At 67.5% G+C, this 17507-nt stretch carries 19 protein-coding genes; 14 read left to right on the top strand and 5 right to left on the bottom strand.

Features of this window, described 5'->3' with window-relative positions:
• The first annotated feature begins 57 nt into the window (after nucleotides 1–57).
• The 3 genes from FO044_RS11630 to truA all read left to right on the top strand — a co-directional run bounded on the left by FO044_RS11630 (nucleotide 58) and on the right by truA (nucleotide 2809).
• Complete coding sequence (locus FO044_RS11630; protein WP_132992026.1) at nucleotides 58–1110, top strand: DNA-directed RNA polymerase subunit alpha; 1053 nt, start codon at nucleotides 58–60, stop codon at nucleotides 1108–1110.
• Between the two features lie 62 nt (nucleotides 1111–1172).
• Nucleotides 1173–1913 carry a 50S ribosomal protein L17, sunset domain variant gene (gene rplQ / locus FO044_RS11625; RefSeq protein ID WP_132992025.1) on the top strand — a complete coding sequence of 247 codons (741 nt, stop codon included), beginning with the start codon at nucleotides 1173–1175 and terminating at the stop codon, nucleotides 1911–1913.
• Between the two features lie 11 nt (nucleotides 1914–1924).
• On the top strand, nucleotides 1925–2809 hold the full coding sequence (gene truA, locus FO044_RS11620; RefSeq protein WP_244945813.1) for a tRNA pseudouridine(38-40) synthase TruA: 885 nt from the start codon (nucleotides 1925–1927) through the stop codon (nucleotides 2807–2809).
• A gap of 16 nt (nucleotides 2810–2825) precedes the next feature.
• Here the strand turns inward: truA and FO044_RS11615 are convergent, their stop codons facing one another.
• Nucleotides 2826–4673, bottom strand: a complete 1848-nt coding sequence (locus FO044_RS11615; protein ID WP_143965694.1) for an ABC transporter ATP-binding protein — start codon at nucleotides 4671–4673, stop codon at nucleotides 2826–2828.
• 63 nt (nucleotides 4674–4736) lie between these two features.
• Between FO044_RS11615 and soxR the strand changes: the two genes are divergently transcribed.
• Entirely contained in the window at nucleotides 4737–5195 is a 459-nt protein-coding gene (soxR, locus tag FO044_RS11610; RefSeq protein ID WP_143965693.1) for a redox-sensitive transcriptional activator SoxR, read from the top strand.
• A 66-nt stretch (nucleotides 5196–5261) separates the two neighbouring features.
• On the opposite strand, the gene FO044_RS11605 is transcribed toward soxR, so the two are convergent.
• A complete protein-coding gene (locus FO044_RS11605; protein WP_143965692.1) occupies nucleotides 5262–6128 on the bottom strand; it encodes a LysR family transcriptional regulator in 867 nt (288 codons plus the stop codon).
• A gap of 121 nt (nucleotides 6129–6249) precedes the next feature.
• On the opposite strand from FO044_RS11605, the gene FO044_RS11600 reads away from it, so the two are divergent.
• Nucleotides 6250–7533, top strand: coding sequence for an NAD(P)/FAD-dependent oxidoreductase (locus FO044_RS11600; RefSeq protein WP_143965691.1), 1284 nt, complete (start codon nucleotides 6250–6252; stop codon nucleotides 7531–7533).
• On the opposite strand, the gene FO044_RS11595 is transcribed toward FO044_RS11600, so the two are convergent.
• Nucleotides 7512–8867, bottom strand: a complete 1356-nt coding sequence (locus tag FO044_RS11595; RefSeq protein ID WP_143965690.1) for a MinD/ParA family ATP-binding protein — start codon at nucleotides 8865–8867, stop codon at nucleotides 7512–7514. The genes FO044_RS11600 and FO044_RS11595 overlap by 22 nt on opposite strands.
• Before the next feature lie 87 nt (nucleotides 8868–8954).
• Between FO044_RS11595 and FO044_RS11590 the strand changes: the two genes are divergently transcribed.
• The 6 genes from FO044_RS11590 (at nucleotide 8955) to FO044_RS11565 (ending at nucleotide 12128) form a co-directional block, all read left to right on the top strand.
• Entirely contained in the window at nucleotides 8955–9290 is a 336-nt protein-coding gene (locus tag FO044_RS11590; protein ID WP_235831328.1) for a hypothetical protein, read from the top strand.
• Nucleotides 9287–9646, top strand: coding sequence for a YbaB/EbfC family nucleoid-associated protein (locus FO044_RS11585; protein ID WP_132992018.1), 360 nt, complete (start codon nucleotides 9287–9289; stop codon nucleotides 9644–9646). The genes FO044_RS11590 and FO044_RS11585 overlap by 4 nt, the downstream gene beginning before the upstream one ends.
• Before the next feature lie 11 nt (nucleotides 9647–9657).
• Entirely contained in the window at nucleotides 9658–9963 is a 306-nt protein-coding gene (locus tag FO044_RS11580; protein ID WP_132992017.1) for a hypothetical protein, read from the top strand.
• Complete coding sequence (locus FO044_RS11575) at nucleotides 9960–11414, top strand: hypothetical protein (protein WP_132992016.1); 1455 nt, start codon at nucleotides 9960–9962, stop codon at nucleotides 11412–11414. Before FO044_RS11580 ends, FO044_RS11575 begins: the two co-directional genes overlap by 4 nt.
• Nucleotides 11415–11441: 27 nt before the next feature.
• On the top strand, nucleotides 11442–11762 hold the full coding sequence (locus FO044_RS11570) for a WXG100 family type VII secretion target (protein ID WP_132992015.1): 321 nt from the start codon (nucleotides 11442–11444) through the stop codon (nucleotides 11760–11762).
• A gap of 69 nt (nucleotides 11763–11831) precedes the next feature.
• Nucleotides 11832–12128 (top strand): WXG100 family type VII secretion target, encoded by a 297-nt coding sequence (locus FO044_RS11565; protein WP_132992014.1) that lies wholly within the window; start codon nucleotides 11832–11834, stop codon nucleotides 12126–12128.
• 14 nt (nucleotides 12129–12142) lie between these two features.
• On the opposite strand, the gene FO044_RS11560 is transcribed toward FO044_RS11565, so the two are convergent.
• Nucleotides 12143–12805 (bottom strand): CE1759 family FMN reductase, encoded by a 663-nt coding sequence (locus FO044_RS11560; RefSeq protein WP_132992013.1) that lies wholly within the window; start codon nucleotides 12803–12805, stop codon nucleotides 12143–12145.
• Complete coding sequence (locus FO044_RS11555; RefSeq protein WP_132992012.1) at nucleotides 12802–13941, bottom strand: LLM class flavin-dependent oxidoreductase; 1140 nt, start codon at nucleotides 13939–13941, stop codon at nucleotides 12802–12804. Before FO044_RS11555 ends, FO044_RS11560 begins: the two co-directional genes overlap by 4 nt.
• A gap of 214 nt (nucleotides 13942–14155) precedes the next feature.
• Here FO044_RS11555 and FO044_RS11550 point away from each other — a divergent pair, with 214 nt between their 5' ends.
• From FO044_RS11550 to ahcY, 3 genes are all read left to right on the top strand, one after another.
• Nucleotides 14156–15733: a sodium-dependent transporter gene (locus FO044_RS11550; RefSeq protein WP_132992011.1), complete on the top strand. Its 1578-nt coding sequence runs from the start codon at nucleotides 14156–14158 to the stop codon at nucleotides 15731–15733.
• The gene (locus tag FO044_RS11545) at nucleotides 15730–15912 is read left to right on the top strand and encodes a methionine/alanine import family NSS transporter small subunit (RefSeq protein WP_132992010.1); all 183 of its coding nucleotides are present in this window, start codon (nucleotides 15730–15732) and stop codon (nucleotides 15910–15912) included. Before FO044_RS11550 ends, FO044_RS11545 begins: the two co-directional genes overlap by 4 nt.
• A gap of 95 nt (nucleotides 15913–16007) precedes the next feature.
• Nucleotides 16008–17480 (top strand): adenosylhomocysteinase, encoded by a 1473-nt coding sequence (gene ahcY / locus FO044_RS11540; RefSeq protein WP_132992009.1) that lies wholly within the window; start codon nucleotides 16008–16010, stop codon nucleotides 17478–17480.
• Nucleotides 17481–17507: the final 27 nt, after the last annotated feature.

Here is a 17507-nt window from a genome sequence, read left to right as displayed (position 1 = left end):
TGTCCGGTCCACCTCGAGGCCGTCAAATAGCGGTCGGCCAAAGGAGAATCTCACTCAATGCTCATCTCACAGCGACCCACTCTGTCTGAAGAGGTCATCGCCGAGGATCGCTCGAAGTTCGTCATCGAACCGCTCGAGCCGGGCTTCGGCTACACCTTGGGCAACTCGCTGCGGCGCACGCTGCTGTCGTCCATCCCGGGCGCAGCGGTCACCAGCATCCGCATCGACGGTGTCCTGCACGAGTTCACCACCGTCCCCGGTGTGAAGGAGGATGTCACCAACATCATCCTGAACCTCAAGGGCCTCGTGGTCAGCTCCGAAGAGGACGAGCCGGTCACCATGTACGTCCGCAAGCAGGGCCCCGGCGCCGTCACCGGTGCTGACATCGTCCCGCCTGCAGGCGTCACCGTGCACAACCCGGATCTGCACATCGCGACCCTCAACGACAAGGGCAAGCTCGAGATCGAGCTCGTCGTCGAGCGGGGCCGCGGTTACGTTCCGGCCGTGCAGAACAAGGCAACCGGCGCAGAGATCGGCCGTATCCCGGTCGACTCGATCTACTCGCCGGTCCTCAAGGTGACCTACAAGGTCGAGGCCACCCGTGTCGAGCAGCGCACCGACTTCGATCGTCTGGTGCTCGACGTGGAGACGAAGAACTCCATCACCGCGCGTGACGCTCTGGCGTCGGCCGGCAAGACCCTGGTCGAACTGTTCGGCCTGGCTCGGGAGCTCAACGTCGAGGCCGAGGGCATCGAGATCGGACCTTCGCCCGCGGAGGCCGATCACATCGCTGCGTTCACGCTGCCGATCGAGGATCTGGAGCTTACCGTCCGTTCGTACAACTGCCTCAAGCGCGAGGGTGTTCACACCGTCGGCGAGCTGGTTGCACGTACCGAGTCGGACCTGCTCGACATCCGCAACTTCGGTCAGAAGTCGATCGACGAGGTGAAGGTGAAGCTCCACGGCCTGGGTCTGGCCCTCAAGGACAGCCCGGCCAGCTTCGACCCGTCGCAGGTTGCCGGTTACGACCCGGCGACCGGCACGTGGACGGACGAGGCGGCTTACGACGCCGACTCCGGTGAAGATTTCGCGGAGACCGAACAGCTGTAGGACTGTTAGAACCACTACGACTTCCGGTCGCGAGATCGAGAGTCCCCTCCTAGGAGAGAGAAATGCCTAAGCCCACCAAGGGTGCCCGCTTCGGCGGGTCGGCCAGCCACCAGAAGGCGATCCTGGCGAACCTCGCCACGGCGCTTTTCGAGCATGGCCGCATCACCACAACCGAAGCCAAGGCGAAGCGGCTGCGGCCCTACGCCGAGAAGCTGATCACCCACGCGAAGGCCGGCGAGCTCGCCAACCGTCGCCAGGTGATGAAGGACATCCGCGACAAGGATGTCGTTCACACGCTGTTCGCCGAGATCGGCCCGTTCTTCGCCGAGCGCGAGGGCGGCTACACCCGCATCATCAAGACGCTGCCGCGTAAGGGCGATAACGCCCCCATGGCAGTGATCGAGCTGGTGCGCGAGGCGACCGCTTCGAACGAGGCCAACCGCGCGACTCGCGCCGCGGCCTCCAAGAAGAAGGCCGCCGAAGCCGAGAACGTCGTGGAGGCCGTCGAGGCCGACGCGACCGACGCCGAGGTCGAGAACGCCGACGCGGTCGCCGAGGCCGTCGACGACGAGTCGACCGCCGCCGTCGCGGAGGATGCGGAGGCTCCGGCCGGCTCGCATGCGCCGCTCGACGACGACTCGCAGCCGGAAGGCTTCCCGATCAAGGGCAACGCCGGTTCGAAGCTGTACCACCGCCCGGGCACTCGTTTCTACGAGTCGACCGTCGCGGAGATCTGGTTCGCCTCGGAGGCCGACGCGGAGGCCGCAGGCTACCAGCTGCCGCCGTCGCAGCGGGAAGACTGATCACGTCGCAAATCGAACTGCCCGCCCTCGTCTCTGACGAGGGCGGGCAGTGTCGTCTGCGGCTCGTCGTCGCCTACGACGGAACCGACTTCTCCGGATGGGCCACCCAGCCCGGGCGACGGACCGTGTGCGAGACGATCGAGACCACGCTGGCCACTATTCTGCGGTCACCGATCCGGCTGACCGTCGCAGGCCGTACAGATGCCGGTGTGCATGCGTCGGCCCAGGTGGCGCACTGCGATGTCCCGGTCGAGTCCTTGCAGGCGCGGTCGATCGACGGCGATCCGTCCCGCCTGGTGCGACGGCTCGCCAAGATGCTGCCCGACGACGTGCGCGTGAAAGCCGTCGAGCGGGTCAGCACCGACTTCGACGCGCGGTTCTCGGCGCTGGCGCGAACCTACGAGTACCGGCTCAGCGATGCACTGTGGGGTGCCGAACCCACCCTCGCCCGCAGCACGGCCGACTGGCCGCGCGCGCTCGACCTCGATCTGATCAATGCGGCGTCGCGCACGCTCGTCGGGCTCAACGACTTCGCGGCGTTCTGCCGGTACCGCGAGGGGGCCACCACGATCCGCGAGCTGCAGGAGTTCTCCTGGCACCGGGACGACGCAGGTGTCCTCGTCGGAACGGTGCGCGCCGATGCCTTCTGCTGGTCGATGGTGCGCTCGCTCGTCGGCAGCGTCTCGCTGGTGGCTGACGGCCGCCGCGATCTCGACTGGTGTGCAGGACTGCTGCGTGAGCGTAAGCGATCGGCGCAGATCCCGGTCGCGCCGGCGCGCGGCCTGTGCCTGATGAACGTCGACTACCCGCCGCCCGCCGAATGGGCGGCGCGCAGCGAGCGCACGCGCGACAAGCGGGACGCAGGCGATCTCGGCGGCGGCTGCTGCGGGGACTGACGGCGGCCTCGACGCGCTACGCGCGGTAGAGCTCCGCGTACCGTCCTCCTGCGTGCACCAGATCGCGGTGCGGTCCGGACTCGACGACCCGTCCATCCTCGACGACGAGTATGCGGTCGGCGTCCCGGATCGTCGCCAAGCGGTGCGCGATCACGATCGCTGTCCGGCCCTCGAGTGCCTCGGACAGTGCGAGCTGCACCTGGGCCTCGGAGGTCGTGTCGAGATGCGCGGTGGCCTCATCGAGGATCACGACGCGCGGCTTCGCCAGCAGGACGCGCGCGATCGTCAGCCGTTGCCGTTCGCCGCCGGAGAACCGGTAGCCGCGCTCACCGACGACCGTGTCGAGCCCCTCGGGCAGCGCCGCGACGACACCGTCGAGTCGTGCCCGTCGCAGGACGTCCCACAACTCGTCATCGGTCGCGTCGCGTCGGGCGAGCGAAAGATTGGCGCGCACGGAGTCGTGGAAGAGGTGGCCGTCCTGGGTGACCATGCCGACGCTCGCGTGCAGGGACGACGATTCCAGGTCGCGGACGTCGACGCCGTTGATGCGGACGGCACCGGAGTCGACGTCGAACAGTCGGGGAACGAGGCCAGCGATCGTCGATTTGCCCGCACCGGACGACCCGACCAGAGCCACCGTCTGTCCCGGCTCCACGGTGAACGACACGTCGTGCAGCACCTGTCTCCCAGCTTGCGGGTTCAGGACGGCGACCTCCTCCAGCGACGCCAACGAGATCTGCGCCGCGGATGGATACGAGAACGCGACCTGATCGAACTCGACGCCGAGCGGACCGTCCGGCAGCCCCCGGGCGTCGGCACGATCACGGATCAGCGGCACGAGATCGAGGACCTCGAAGACGCGCTCGAAACTGACCATCGCACTCATCGCCTCGACCCGGGTGTTGGCCAGCGCGGTCAACGGGGCGTACAACCGGGTCAGGAGCATCGCCAGGGAGACGATCGTGCCCGTCTGGATCTGCCCGTGCAGTGCGAGCACACCGCCGGCCCCGTAGACGAGCGCCAGCGCCAGGGCTGACACCACCATCAAGGCAAGGTAGAAGATCTCCTGGACCATCGCCGACCGCACGCCCACGTCGCGGACACTGCCCGCCCGTTCGGCGAACTCGACTGACTCTCGGTCGGCGCCGCCGAACAGTTTGATCAACGTCGCACCCGGCGCGCTGAACCGTTCGGTCATTCGGTCGCCCATCGCCGCGTTATGCGCTGCCCGGTCCCGCTGCAGGTCCGCGACCCGCGCGCCGAACCGCCGTGCCGGCACGAGGAATATCGGCAGCAGGACCAACGTCGCGAGGGTGATCTGCCACGACAGGGTCAGCATCGCGACCAGCGCGAGCATCAAAGTGACGGTGTTGCTGATGACGCCGGAGAACGCGTCGCTGAACGCGCGCTGCGCACCGATCACATCGTTGTTCAGCCTGCTGACCAACGCGCCGGTCCTGGTCCGGCTGAAGAACGCGACCGGCATGGTCTGCACGTGGTCGTAGACCGCGGTGCGCAGGTCGAAGATCAGGCGTTCCCCGATCGTCGACGACAGCCACCGTTGGACGAGGCCGAAGGCGGCCTCGGCGAGGGCGACGACGGCGATCACCGACGCCAGGCCGACGACGGCCGACGTGGACCCCGATCCGGTGATCGCATCGACGACCCGCCCGGCGAGCAGGGGAGTCGCGACGGTGAGGCCGGCGACGACGGTGCTGATCACCGCGAAGCCGACGAGGCGTCGCCGGTGCGGCGCGGCGAAGCGTGCGATCCGGCGCAGCAGGGCCGGATCGATCCGACGTCGGTCGGTCTGGCTGTTCATCGTGGCGTACATCGTGTTCCACGCCGTCGTTTCCATGCTCATGCCTCGACTGTGAAACATCAAGTAAGGTTGAGGTCAAGTCTAGGTCGGTAGGAGGGGTCTGTGATGGCAGGTGTGTCGGTGTCCAGAGGTGGGGAACTCACAGTCGGCGAGTTGTCCGCACGCAGCGGCGTCGCGGTGTCGGCCCTGCACTTCTACGAACGGGAAGGGCTGATCGATGCGCGGCGGACCAGCGGCAATCAGCGCCGGTATCGCCGCGACGCGCTGCGTCGAGTGGCCCTGATCCGGATCGCTCAGCGGGTAGGGATCCCGTTGGCCGATATTCGCGGCGCCCTGCAGCGGCTGCCCGACGGGCGTACGCCGACCCAAGCGGACTGGACGAGGCTGTCGGAGGGGTGGCGCGCCGAACTCGATGAACGGATCCACCGACTGCAGCAGTTACGCGACGACTTCACCGGTTGCATCGGCTGCGGTTGTCTGTCCCTGAAGCGGTGCGCGTTGGTCAATCCGGGAGATGAGTACGGACAGCACGGCGACGGTCCCCGTCGACTACTCGAGACGTGAGGCGCAGCCGGCGAGGTCGAGTGCGGCCGGTCGCTGCACTCCGCGCTCGAAGTCCGCGTGCAGGGATCAGGTCCGCCGGAATCCGTTCGACAACTCCGTCAGGATCTCGGCGACGAGTTGGTTCGGTGTGCTGTCGTTGCGGAGTACCGCGGAGACCGGAAGGGTGAACTCGAGGCTCCGGCGGCACACGATGCCGGGTTGCAGCGGATCGTCGTACAGGATGGTCCAGCTCTCCGGGTGATTGATCAGTTCGAAGGCGACCGGGTGGCCCTCACGGATCTGCGGTCCGTACCGAACGTCGACGCCTGCCCGCGAGAACACACGCTCGACGAGCCGGTGCAACAGGATTTGCTGATCGGCAGGAGGCAGAACGAGCGGGTACTCGCCGAGGTCGGCGGGGCCGGGGCCGCGTCCGGATCTGGCGAGCGGATGCCGGGAACTGAAGGCGACCACCGGCTGATCCACCCAGAGGGGATCGAGGTAGAGCTCGTCGTGATCGACCGATCCCCGTACCAGCGCCAGATCAGCCTCCCCGGAGACCACTGCGTCGATGCGCTGACCGAACGGTTTGAGGAGGAAGTCGATCTCGGCCTCACGGTGACGCTCCCGGACGGCGGCGACCGCTGCCAGTGCCGATCGCGCGAACGACATGTTCGCAGCGATGCGGATTCGGTCGGGATGCGGTGTCACGGCGGCCACGGCGTCGTCGCGCAGCGATAAGAGCTGCCGCGCGTACGGCAGCAGAACCTCGCCCGCGTCGGTCAGCTTGCCGCCGCGTGCAGACCGATCGACCAGCTCGGTGCCGAGCTCGCGTTCGAGGGCGGCGATCTGATGGCTGATCGCCGATTGCGAGACGAAGCACCGGGCGGCAGCGCGAGAGAAGCCACCGGTCTCGGCGACGGCGACGAGGTACTCGATCTGGCGGAACTCCATTCCCCAAGTATATGAACAGAACAGATGAACATCATTCCAAAAGAGGTGGTCAATCCGTTTGATGCGTGGTTGTTCATCTACCAAACTGGGATTAGACATTCAACAGGGAGGTATCGCCGCGATGCGCACCACAGACGCCGTCATCATCGGTTCGGGATTCGGCGGGCTCGCCGCCGCCAAGCAGCTGTCGCGCTCGGATGTGGAGACCACGCTGATCTCGGCTACCGACGAGCACCTCTTCCAGCCGCTCCTGTATCAGGTCGCGACCGGTGTGCTGGTGGAGGAGGAGATCGCACCGCCGATCGCCGAAGTGCTCGCATCCAAGAACTCCGTGAGCGTGCAGCGCGGGTACGTGACCGCGGTGGATGCGGAAGCGAAGGTAGTCACCTACCGCACCGACACGGGCGACGAGCAGATCGGTTACCGGAACCTGATCGTCGCGGGCGGTGTGGCACAGGGCTACTTCGGCCATGATGAGTGGGCCGACCGCACCTTCTCGCTGAAGTCGCTCGATGACGCGATCGAGCTCCGGGCCCACTTGCTCGATCGCTTCGAGGCGCCGGTGGCCGACCGGAAGGCGCACACCTTCGTCGTGGTCGGCGGCGGCGCGACCGGGGTGGAGGTAGCAGGCCAGATTCGCGAGCTGGGCACCCGCTACTTCACCGAAGCGCCCGCGACGGTCCACCTCGTCGAGGGTGCGGGCGAACTGCTCCCGGTGTACGGCGGCAAGCTGTCGAGCTTCACGCGCCGCAAGCTGGAGGAGTCGGGGATCGATGTGCATACCGATACCTTCGTCACCGATATCGATGCCGGTGCCGTCACCGTGCGCAACTCCGATGGGGACGAGCAGGTCATCGAGGCGGACACGATCGTCTGGTCGGCCGGGATGCAGGCCAACGATCTCTCAAGGGCGGTTGCCGCGGCGACGCATTGCGAGACCGATCGCGCCGGACGGCTCCTGATCGACGAGGACCTGACCGTGGGCGACCGTGACGACGTGTTCGCCATCGGCGACATGACCAGCCTGAACGGCTACCCGGGGCAGAGTCCGGTGGCGATGCAGGAGGGCCGTCATGCAGCGGACGTGATCCGCGGCCGCAAGCCCGCGGGCACGCCGTTCGCGTACCTGGACAAGGGGAGCATGGCCGTGGTGAACCGGCACAACGCCGTCGTGGACGCGCCGTTCGGCGTGCAGCTCACAGGCGTTGTCGGCTGGATCGCCTGGCTGGCCGTGCACCTGTTCTACCTCGTCGGGTTCCGCAATCGGATTGCCGCAGTCGCGTCGTGGTTCCGGTCGTTCGCCGGACGGAAGCGCCCGGGATTCGCGCAGGCCGTCGAGCGACAGGCGCGTTCGGCTGCGCCGGGTGAGCAGCCCGGCCGGTTTCAGGATCGCTCCGCAGCCTGACCGTGGAACGGCGGATGCCGACGCAGACTGGTTCCGCCGAAATCGTCCGCGATGGTCGCCGCCAACTCGGTGAACGACCGTCGCGTGTGCTTGCCGAGTAGGTCGAGGTCCACGTCGGCGCCTTCGGACAGATGGTCGTCGAACCCGATGGTGTGCACCGCGCGGCACCGGGTGAGGAAGTGCCGGGACAGATGGTCGAGGTCGATGGACGACGCACCCGGGCGCGCGGAACTGAGCACCACCACGCTGCGCGGGATGAGATGCCCGAAGCCGTGTCCGTCGAGCCAGTCGAGCGTCGCGCCCGCACTGCGCGCGCCATCGAGGGCCGGCGAGCTGACGAGCACCACTGCGTCGGCCAGGTCGAGGACGCCGCGCATCGCTCCGTGACTCATTCCGGTCCCGCAATCGGTCAGGATGATGTTGTAGAAGCGCTGCAGGACCGTCATGACGCCGCGGTACTCGTGTTCGCTGAACGCCTCGGCGGCTGCTGGATCGCGTTCGGAGGCGATGACCTCCAGACGGCTCGGTGCCTGTGAAGTGTGCGCCCGCACGTCCGAGTACCGGGCGATGACGGGGTCGGCGAGCAGATCGCGCACCGTCGATGCCGACTGGATCGGCACGCGTTGCGCGAGCGTTCCGAGGTCGGGATTGGCGTCGACGGCGATCACCCGGTCGCCGCGCAGCGACGCGAACATCGATCCGAGACCGACTGTCGTCGTTGTCTTCCCGACGCCGCCTTTGAGCGAGAGCACGGCGATCCGATAGTCCTCGCGGACCGGTTGCCGTACCCGTTCGAGGAGGTTTCGGTACTCGAGTTCGGACGTCGACTCACCCGGATTCACGGTCCCGGCCGACAAGGTGTGCACCGCTCGGCGCCAGCCCCGCATCGGTGGACGCCGTGCTTTGCGGATGAGGGACACCTCGTCCAGCGCGGGGCCTGCCGGTCCGGGCATCGGACTGCGAGCAGGGGCCGGCTGACTCGGTATCGGATTCGACGGGGCGCCGGGACCGATCATCTGCGGTGCTCCATGCGGTGGCGCGATCGGGAGGTGCGCCGGCGGAGGCGGGAACGACGGGCCCGGCCGGGCCGTCATCGGGTCGTGGACGGGAACGGCTGCCCGAGCCGGGGCCGGGTCGGGTGGAACGATCCCGGACAGGTCGACGTCGCCGTGTTCGGCGGTCGCCGTCAACTGGGGACCGCTCACCGGAGCCGGCCCTCCCGACGAGCCGGCGGGCACCGGACGCGGTGCGGCCTGTGGCGGGATCAGCCACGGCGGGGTCTCGGCGGTGGACGGCTGGGTGCCGGTTTCTCCGGCGACGATGTCGGTTCGCATGTCGCGGAACGGTACGCGCGACGTCGGCGAACACGCCCGCGTTCACATCGATGGAACCGATATCGGATCGGCGGCGTCTGACCTTCCATGGCGACGAATATCGACAACCGGAAACCGCTGGAAACTGCAGACGGACTGACCACCGTCCGGTCACGGGGAGGGGGAATCAGCGTCACCTGCACGGCTGCGGGACTGCCGGTCGCGATGAAGCTCGAACCTGCGCAGTGTCGACGGGATCCGAGTGCCCTCGCCGCTGACGTACTCGCGCTGTGCCGGCTCGCCGGTGTGACGGCGGGCGCCCGCCGACGGGATGCTCTCGCGGCCGACGGCGTACCGGACGAGACCCTTGCACTGCTCGGATTGCCCTCGCGCGCCGACCTGGTCGATTCGGAGGAGTCCAGCGACCGCGGGGGAGTTCGATGACGGTGATGGACGACGTGCAGCGCCGCGCCGAGAATCAGCTGGCCGCACTCGAGGACGTGCAGAGCAGGCTCGATGGGCTCACGATCCGGGAGTCCGGCGACCGTGATCGGGTGATCGTCGACGTGGACGTGTCCGGCGCCATGGTGGGGATCGAGTTGCGTCCAGGCGCAGGGAACCGGCAGCCGGCGGCGCTCGCCGATGCGATCGTCCGGACCTCGGTCCGTGCCGCGACCCGAGCGTTCGCCGACCGGGCCGAGATCATGGCGGAGTTCGTCGCAGAGTTCGCCGAACTGACCGGCGCGCCTTCGGAACCCGCCACTGACTCGATGCGTCCAACCTTGCAAGAGCGACGGTAGGAGGGAGAGTCATGGACGGACAGGTGACGGTGGTGCCGGGCGCAATGGAGGCATTCGGTGCGACGGCCGCAGCACTCGGCGCGGCGACGAGCGCCGCGGGAACGGTCGATGCGGCGCAGGGGGTGGCGATGGCGGCCGCGTTCGGTCTCATCGGGCAGGAGTTCCTCGCTGCGTACGCGGTAGCGCAGACGAACCACCTGCACTCGGTCGGGCAGTTGGCGGCAGTCCATGCCGCGTCGGCTGCATCAGCGGCGGCAGGGCTGGCGGGGTACTCGGCCGCCGACGCGGCGGCCGTCGCCGGGCTCGGTGCCCGATGACGTGCGACGGCGCAGCCCCGACCGGAATCGCCGCCCCGACAGAAATGGCCACCCCGACCGGATTTGCTGCCGTACTGGACAAGCCGGTGGGCGAGGTCCTCACCGACCTCGGGGTGCCGCGCATCGACGCACCACTCGACGTGCGTCCTCCGGAGCTGCCCGACTTCGATCTGCCCGCGCTGCCGATCCTGCCCGGCGTCGATCCGGTCGCACTGATCAAACCGATCACCGATCTGCTCGGCACGTTCGGAACGGGAATCCTCAGCGGGCCTGGCGATCCGGTCCGATCTCTCGCGAGCCTGGCGGGCCTGCTCGAGAACGGCGCCTCGACGCTGATGGGCGCTGCGTCGGCGGTCGACGGTCAATGGCTCGGTCAGGGAGCGAGCGCGGCGATCGGGAAGGCGACGCGCACGGCCGCCGACTCCGGAGCTCTGGCAGCTCAGGGCGCGGCGATGTCCACGGACGTCCAGGTAGCTGCGGGGATCGTCGCCGCAGGACTCGTTCAGCTGCAGGGCGTCGTGGTCAAGACCGTGGGCATGCTCGCTGCGGCCGCACCGACCCTCGCGACTCCGCCGGGACAGCTCGTGGCGCTCGGCATCGCGGCGGAAGGCCTCGCTGAAGGACTGGCGGTGGTCGGTGCGACGCGGGCCCAGTTGGCCGCGCCGACGGCGCACCTGGGCGCGACGGGTTCTCCGGTCCCGATCACCGGTGCTCCCGGTGCGGTCGGCGGCGACGCGGTCGCGGGCCTCCTGCAGCAGGCCGGTCCGCTGCTCTCGGCGGGTGTACGGCTGGCCGGAAGTCTGTTCGGCGGCGCCGGCAGCGGGCAAGCGGCAGGCGGCGTGGCGGCGGGCCTGCCCGCCACCGCACCGGGCGATGGAGGCACACAGGCGCCGGTGCAGAGTTGCTGCGCGCCCTGCGACCGCGCTGCCGGTGCGGCCTCGTCGACCGGCGGGGCATCGGCGACGGGCGCGGCCAAGGGCGTGCACGCCCCAGCGTCGGCGCCCGCAGTGGGTGCCACCCCGAAGGGGGCGATGCCAGCGAGTGTGATGCCGACGGGTGCGATGCCTGCCGCGTCGCCAGTCGGTGCGGTGACGGGGGTGGCAGCCGTGAGCGAGGCACCCGTCGAACTCGCTGCTCGGCCGACGACGAGCAATGCGTCGGCCGCGGTGTCCGGTGAGACCGGCCCAGCCGTGGTGCAGGCCGCACACGCTCAGCCGGCCGCGACGGGCCCGATGGCGCCACTCGCGGCGACCGGAGCGCTCCGCGGTGCGGACGCGCCATTGCGCACGGCCGACGCGCCACTGGTGCAGACACCGGTGGAGGAGCAGCCCGACGCCGACTCGGCATTGCTGCTGGACGGTCCGTTCGGCATCCAGACCGTCGGTGGCAGCGCGGCGGTCAGCTTGGACCTTGCGTTGCGACTCGACTCAGACCTCGCCGGATCAGTCTGATCCGGTGCTCAAGGAAAGGAACGACACATGACGACAGGACTCAATGTCGACGTCGGCGCCTCACAGGCCTCGGCATCGTCGATCAAAGGAATCGTCGGCGAGATGCAGGGGATCATCTCGCGGATTCAGTCGTCCGCAGCTAACGGCCGCGCCGGCTGGAACGGGCAGGCGTCGAACGCCTTCGATGGTTCGCACACCGACTGGCACGGAACCGCGACTCGGCTGCACAACGCTCTCGACGAGATCGAGACGAAGCTGACGACCGGATTCCAGGGCTACGACAGCGAGGATGCGGCAGCGGCGTCTCAGGTAGTCAACTCCGGTGGCGCTGCGCCGCTGTCGCTCTGATCGCTGATCGACCAACTCGACAGCTCGAACACCACAGCTCGAATACCGGCGAACACAACAGGGGGAAATATGACCGGGGGAGTAATCCGCTACAACTTCGAAGGCCTCGGCACGCTGTCGGGCGACCTGCGGGCCCAGTTCCAGCGTTTGGAGGAACTGTCCGGACAGCTCAAACGACAGGTCACCGCGCTGGCGAGCCACTGGGATTCGGGCGGTGCGATGCAATACCAGCAGGCCCAGCATCAGTGGGACCGGCTGTTCGCGGACGCCCGCGCGCGGCTGGACGGGCTCGGGGTGGGCGTGTCCAAGGCCGCGTCGCACATGCGCGACACCGACGTCCGCGTAGGCAGGTCGTTCTCCGTCTGAGGCGGCGGGCCGGCCTACTTCACGTCGCCGGTGTGCCCGTGCAGCAGGTCGGCGAAGTCGGGGAAGGGCCCGAGGTCGGTGCTGCGTCCGCTGCGACGCGGTGCCGACTTCGTGTCGGTCGGTCCGCCGAAGCCCGCGACAGCGCCATCGGAGACGAGTCGCGCCGCCAGTTCAGAGCCTGCGCGGTTGATCCGGGCACCGAGCTCGGGTGATCCGAAATCGTCTGTGGCGGCGAAGGTTCCGGTCGGGAGCGCGTCGGCGCGTAGGTACGCCATCAGCGGCCGGATCGCGTAGTCCAGCACCAGCGAGTGACGTGCGGTGCCTGCAGTCGCGGCGATCGACACCGGCACCCCGGTGAGAGCGTCGGGGTCGAGGGTGTCGAAGAACATCTTGAAGATGCCGCTGTACGACGCCGCGAACACAGGCGTCGCCACGATCAGACCGTCAGCGCCGGCGATCGCATCATGTGCGGTGCGGACCGCCTGCGAGGAGACACCCGACGTGACTGCCGTCGCCAGGTCCCGGGCCAGGGGAGCGACATCGACGTATTCGATGTCCGCCTGCTCGCCGCGCGCCGAGACGCCCGTGAGCACTGCGCCTGCGAGCTGCTCGGCGAGCAGGCGCGTCGACGATGCGGCGGACACGCCCGCGTTCACGACGACTACCTTGCGGCTCATTGTCGGCCTCCGCTCGTTGCTGTGGCGGCCTGGTGCGGAAGCACCAGGTGGTGGGCGCTGTCCGGACCGGCCGCAACCAGAGAGGAATGCGTCGGCGGGTCGGAAGGCACGTGAGCCGGGCGGCGTGCCTCGAACTCCCTGCGCAGCACCGGCACCACTTCGCGGCCCAGGATCTCGATCTGCTCGAGCACCATCGACAGCGGCAAGCCTGCATGGTCCATCAGGAAGAGCTGACGCTGGTAGTCGCCTGCGTAGTCGGCGAAACCCAGAGTCTTCTCGATGACCTGCTCGGGAGTTCCGACGGTCAACGGAGTCATCTCGGTGAAGTCCTCCATCGACGGTCCGTGTCCGTACACGGGTGCGTTGTCGAAGTACGGGCGGAACCTGCGCTTGGCCTCCGCCTCCGTCTCGGCCATGAACGCCTGGCCGCCGAGTCCGACGATCGCCTGGTCGGCCGAACCGTGCCCGTAGTGCTCGAAGCGCTGCCGGTACAGGTTCACCATCTGCTCGGTGTGCTCGGAATTCCAGAAGATGTTGTTGTGGAAGAAGCCGTCGCAGTAGAAGGCGGCCTGCTCGGCGATCTCCGGCGAGCGGATCGAACCGTGCCACACGAAGGGCGGCGTGCCGTCCAGTGGCGCGGGCGTCGAGGTGAAGCTCTGCAGCGGCGTGCGGAACTCGCCTTCCCAATCGATCCCCTTCTCCCGCCACAGCCGGCGCAGCAGGTGGTAGTTCTCGACTGCCATCGGGATGCCCTTGCGGATGTCCTTGCCGAACCACGGGTACACCGGTCCGGTGTTGCCGCGGCCCATCGTCAGGTCGACGCGACCCTCGGAGAGGTGCTGCAGCATCGCGTAGTCCTCGGCGATCTTCACCGGGTCGTTGGTGGTGATCAAGGTGGTCGCCGTGGACAGCAGGAGACGCTCGGTCCGCGCGGCGATCCAGCCGAGCATCGTGGTCGGGGAACTGGGCACGAACGGCGGATTGTGGTGTTCGCCGGTTGCGAAGACGTCGAGTCCGACCTCTTCGGCCTTCAGTGCGATCGCGGTCATCGCCGTGAGGCGTTCGTGTTCGCTGGGGGTGGTTCCGGTGGTCGGGTCGGCGGTGACGTCACCGACCGAGAAGATGCCGAACTGCATGTGAGCGCTCCTTGCCGCGGTCTGGTTCGACGCTCTGGCGCCGACTGTCATCCAGCATAACCGGACCACGGTCCGTTTAATTCCGGGGTGGGCCGAATCACCGTGACCGAACCGGAATAGGCTTCTCCCTCGGCATAGTCGGCGATGCGCCGTGATCGCCTTCGCGTTTGCGATAGCGTCTGCAGGATCGAACAGTATGAAGGGAGTCACACTCGTGGCAGAAGTGCGCTCGAGTACCGAGACGCGCGAAACCTGGACCAGTAACCGCGGGTTCATCTTCGCCGCCATCGGATCGGCAGTCGGACTGGGGAACATCTGGCGGTTCCCCGGAGTCGCCTACGAGAGCGGCGGCGGCGCGTTCTTGATTCCGTACCTGATCGCGCTCGTCACCGCGGGTATCCCGATCTTGTTCCTCGACTACTCCATCGGACACCGGTTCCGCGGGTCCGCACCGCTCTCGTTCCGGCGCATGTGGCGCAAGTCCGAGGCGCTCGGCTGGTTCCAGACCGCTCTGCTGTTCGTCATCTCCGTCTACTACGCGGTGATCATCGCGTGGTCGTTGAGCTACTTCTACTTCTCCTTCGGGAACAAGTGGGGCGACGACCCGGCGACGTTCTTCACCGAGGACTACCTCCACGCGGCGGACCCGGGCGTCTCGAGCGAACTCGTCGCCGGCGTCGCGTGGCCGCTCGTGGGGGTGTGGGTCGCCATCATCGCGATCCTCGCTCTCGGGATCGCGAAGGGCATCGAGAAGGTCAACGTCATCGGATTGCCGCTTCTGGTGCTGGGCTTCTCGGCTCTGGTCATCCGCGCACTGACGCTTCCCGGAGCGAGCGACGGCCTCAACGCGCTGTTCACCCCGGACTGGGGCGCGCTCACCGACCTCAACGTGTGGATCGCGGCGTACAGCCAGATCTTCTTCTCCATGTCGATCGCCTTCGGCATCATGATCTCCTACGCCTCGTTCCAGCGACGCAAGGCCAACATGACGTCGTCCGGGCTGGTCGTCGGATTCGCGAATTCGTCGTTCGAGATCCTGGCCGGTATCGGGGTCTTCTCGACGCTCGGCTTCTTCGCGCACGAGCAAGGCGTCACCTTCGACAATCTCGACGGCCTCACCGGACCCACGTTGTCGTTCATTACCTTCCCGGCCGTCATCTCCGAGATGCCCGGCAGTGCGATCTTCGGTGCACTGTTCTTCGGGTCGCTCGCGATTGCCGGCTTCACGTCCTTGATCTCGCTGGTCATCGGTGTATCGGTGGCCGTTCAGGAGAAATTCGGCCTATCGAAGGAGGTCGCCGCAGTCGCGGTGGGCATCGTGGCCGCAGCGGTGTCGTTCGGGCTGTTCGCCACCACGACCGGGTTGGTCGCGCTCGACACCGTCGACCAGTTCGCCAATAACATCGGCATCGTCGTCTCGGCGATCGCGATGTGCGTGATCGTGGTCTGGATCGCTCGGACCATCGATCCGCTGCGACGGCATCTCAACATGGTCTCCACCTTCCACGTGGGGAAGTGGTGGATCCCGGTGATCGGCGTCTACGCTCCGATCTTCCTCACGGTGATGCTCGTGCAGAAGGTGCACGACCTGATCGTGAACGGCTACGAAGGCTATCCGGCCTGGTACATCGGGGTGTTCGGCTGGGGCACGATCGCCTTCACCATCGTCTTCACCGCTGTGTTCACGCTCATCGGCTGGGGTGGACGTGACGACCCGGACTTCCGCGCGTGGCCCGACCTGGACTCGCCGTCCACCGAACGCCGTACCGAGCCGAAAGGGGCGAACCGATGACGACATCCGCGATCGTGCTGCTCGTCATCGCCGCCGTCATCGTGTGGGGTGGCTTGGTGGCGAGCGTGATCTTCCTGAACACGCACCCCGAAGTCGCTGACCTGCCGGACGTCGACGGTGCTCAGCACGCTGCGGGTCAGGATCGAGAAACGCAACCGCATCCGACCCGCGACACCTGAGCGCGATAGCGTAGACAAGCAGTGACGAGGTACCGGTCGCCCAGCGGGCGACCGGTACCGCCGTTAACGACGACAATGCCGACGAGAGGTATCAGATGACGGCGCCTACCAGCGCATTGACCGCAGAGACACGTAACGGCGTCGAGTTCAGGGTCGCCGACCTGTCGCTCGCCGAGTACGGCCGCAAAGAGATTCGTCTCGCCGAGCACGAGATGCCCGGCCTGATGGATCTGCGCCGCGAGTACGCCGATGTGCTTCCCCTCAAGGGCGCCCGCATCTCGGGTTCGCTGCACATGACGGTGCAGACCGCCGTGCTCATCGAGACGCTGACCGCTCTCGGCGCCGAAGTCCGCTGGGCCTCGTGCAACATCTTCTCGACCCAGGACGAGGCCGCCGCGGCGATCGTCGTCGGACCCAACGGAACTCCCGAGGCGCCGCAGGGCGTTCCGGTGTTCGCGTGGAAGGGCGAGTCGCTGGAGGAGTACTGGTGGGCCGCCGAGCAGATGCTCACCTGGCCGGACCAGCCCGCCAACATGATCCTCGACGACGGCGGCGACGCCACGATGCTCGTGCTGCGGGGCGCCGAGTTCGAGCGCGCAGGCGTGGTTCCGCCCGACGATGACGGTCACCCCGCCGAGTACAAGGTGTTCCTGGCTCTGCTGCGCAAGACGATGGCAGCCGACGCGGGCAAGTGGACCGCGATCGCGGAGTCGGTGCAGGGCGTCACCGAGGAGACCACCACCGGCGTGCTCCGTCTGTACCAGTTCGCTGCTGCCGGCGACCTCTCGTTCCCGGCGATCAACGTCAACGACTCGGTCACCAAGAGCAAGTTCGACAACAAGTACGGCACCCGCCACTCGCTGATCGACGGCATCAACCGCGGCACCGACGTCCTCATCGGCGGCAAGAAGGCGCTGGTCTGCGGCTACGGCGACGTCGGAAAGGGCTGTGCGGAGTCGTTGGCGGGCCAGGGCGCGCGCGTCCAGGTCACCGAGGTGGACCCGATCAACGCGCTGCAGGCGCTGATGGACGGCTTCGACGTCGTGACCGTCGACGATGCGATCGGCAACGCCGACATCGTGGTCACCGCGACCGGCAACCTGGGAATCATCACCTTCGAGCACATGAAGAAGATGAAGAACCAGGCGATCCTGGGCAACATCGGCCACTTCGACAACGAGATCGACATGGCGGGCCTGGAGTCGGCCTCCGGCCTGAACCGGATCAACATCAAGCCGCAGGTCGACCAGTGGGTCTTCGAGGACGGCCACTCGATCATCGTGCTGTCCGAGGGGCGTCTGCTGAACCTGGGCAACGCGACCGGTCACCCGTCCTTCGTCATGAGCAACAGCTTCTCGAACCAGGTCATCGCGCAGATCGAGCTGTGGACGAAGAAGGACGAGTACGACAACGAGGTGTACCGGCTGCCGAAGCACCTCGACGAGAAGGTCGCGCGCATCCACGTCGAGGCACTCGGCGGCTCGCTGACCAAGCTCAGCAAGGAGCAGGCGGAGTACCTCGGCGTCGACGTCGAGGGTCCGTACAAGCCGGAGCACTACCGGTACTGAGATTCCTCTCGTCGGGGTCTCGTCAGG

Origin of the sequence: Gordonia zhaorongruii (genome assembly GCF_007559005.1) — a bacterium.
Taxonomy (GTDB): Bacteria; Actinomycetota; Actinomycetes; order Mycobacteriales; family Mycobacteriaceae; genus Gordonia; species Gordonia zhaorongruii.
The sequence above is the reverse complement of the archived record's forward strand: the minus strand, read 5'-3'. Positions and strand labels throughout refer to the sequence as shown.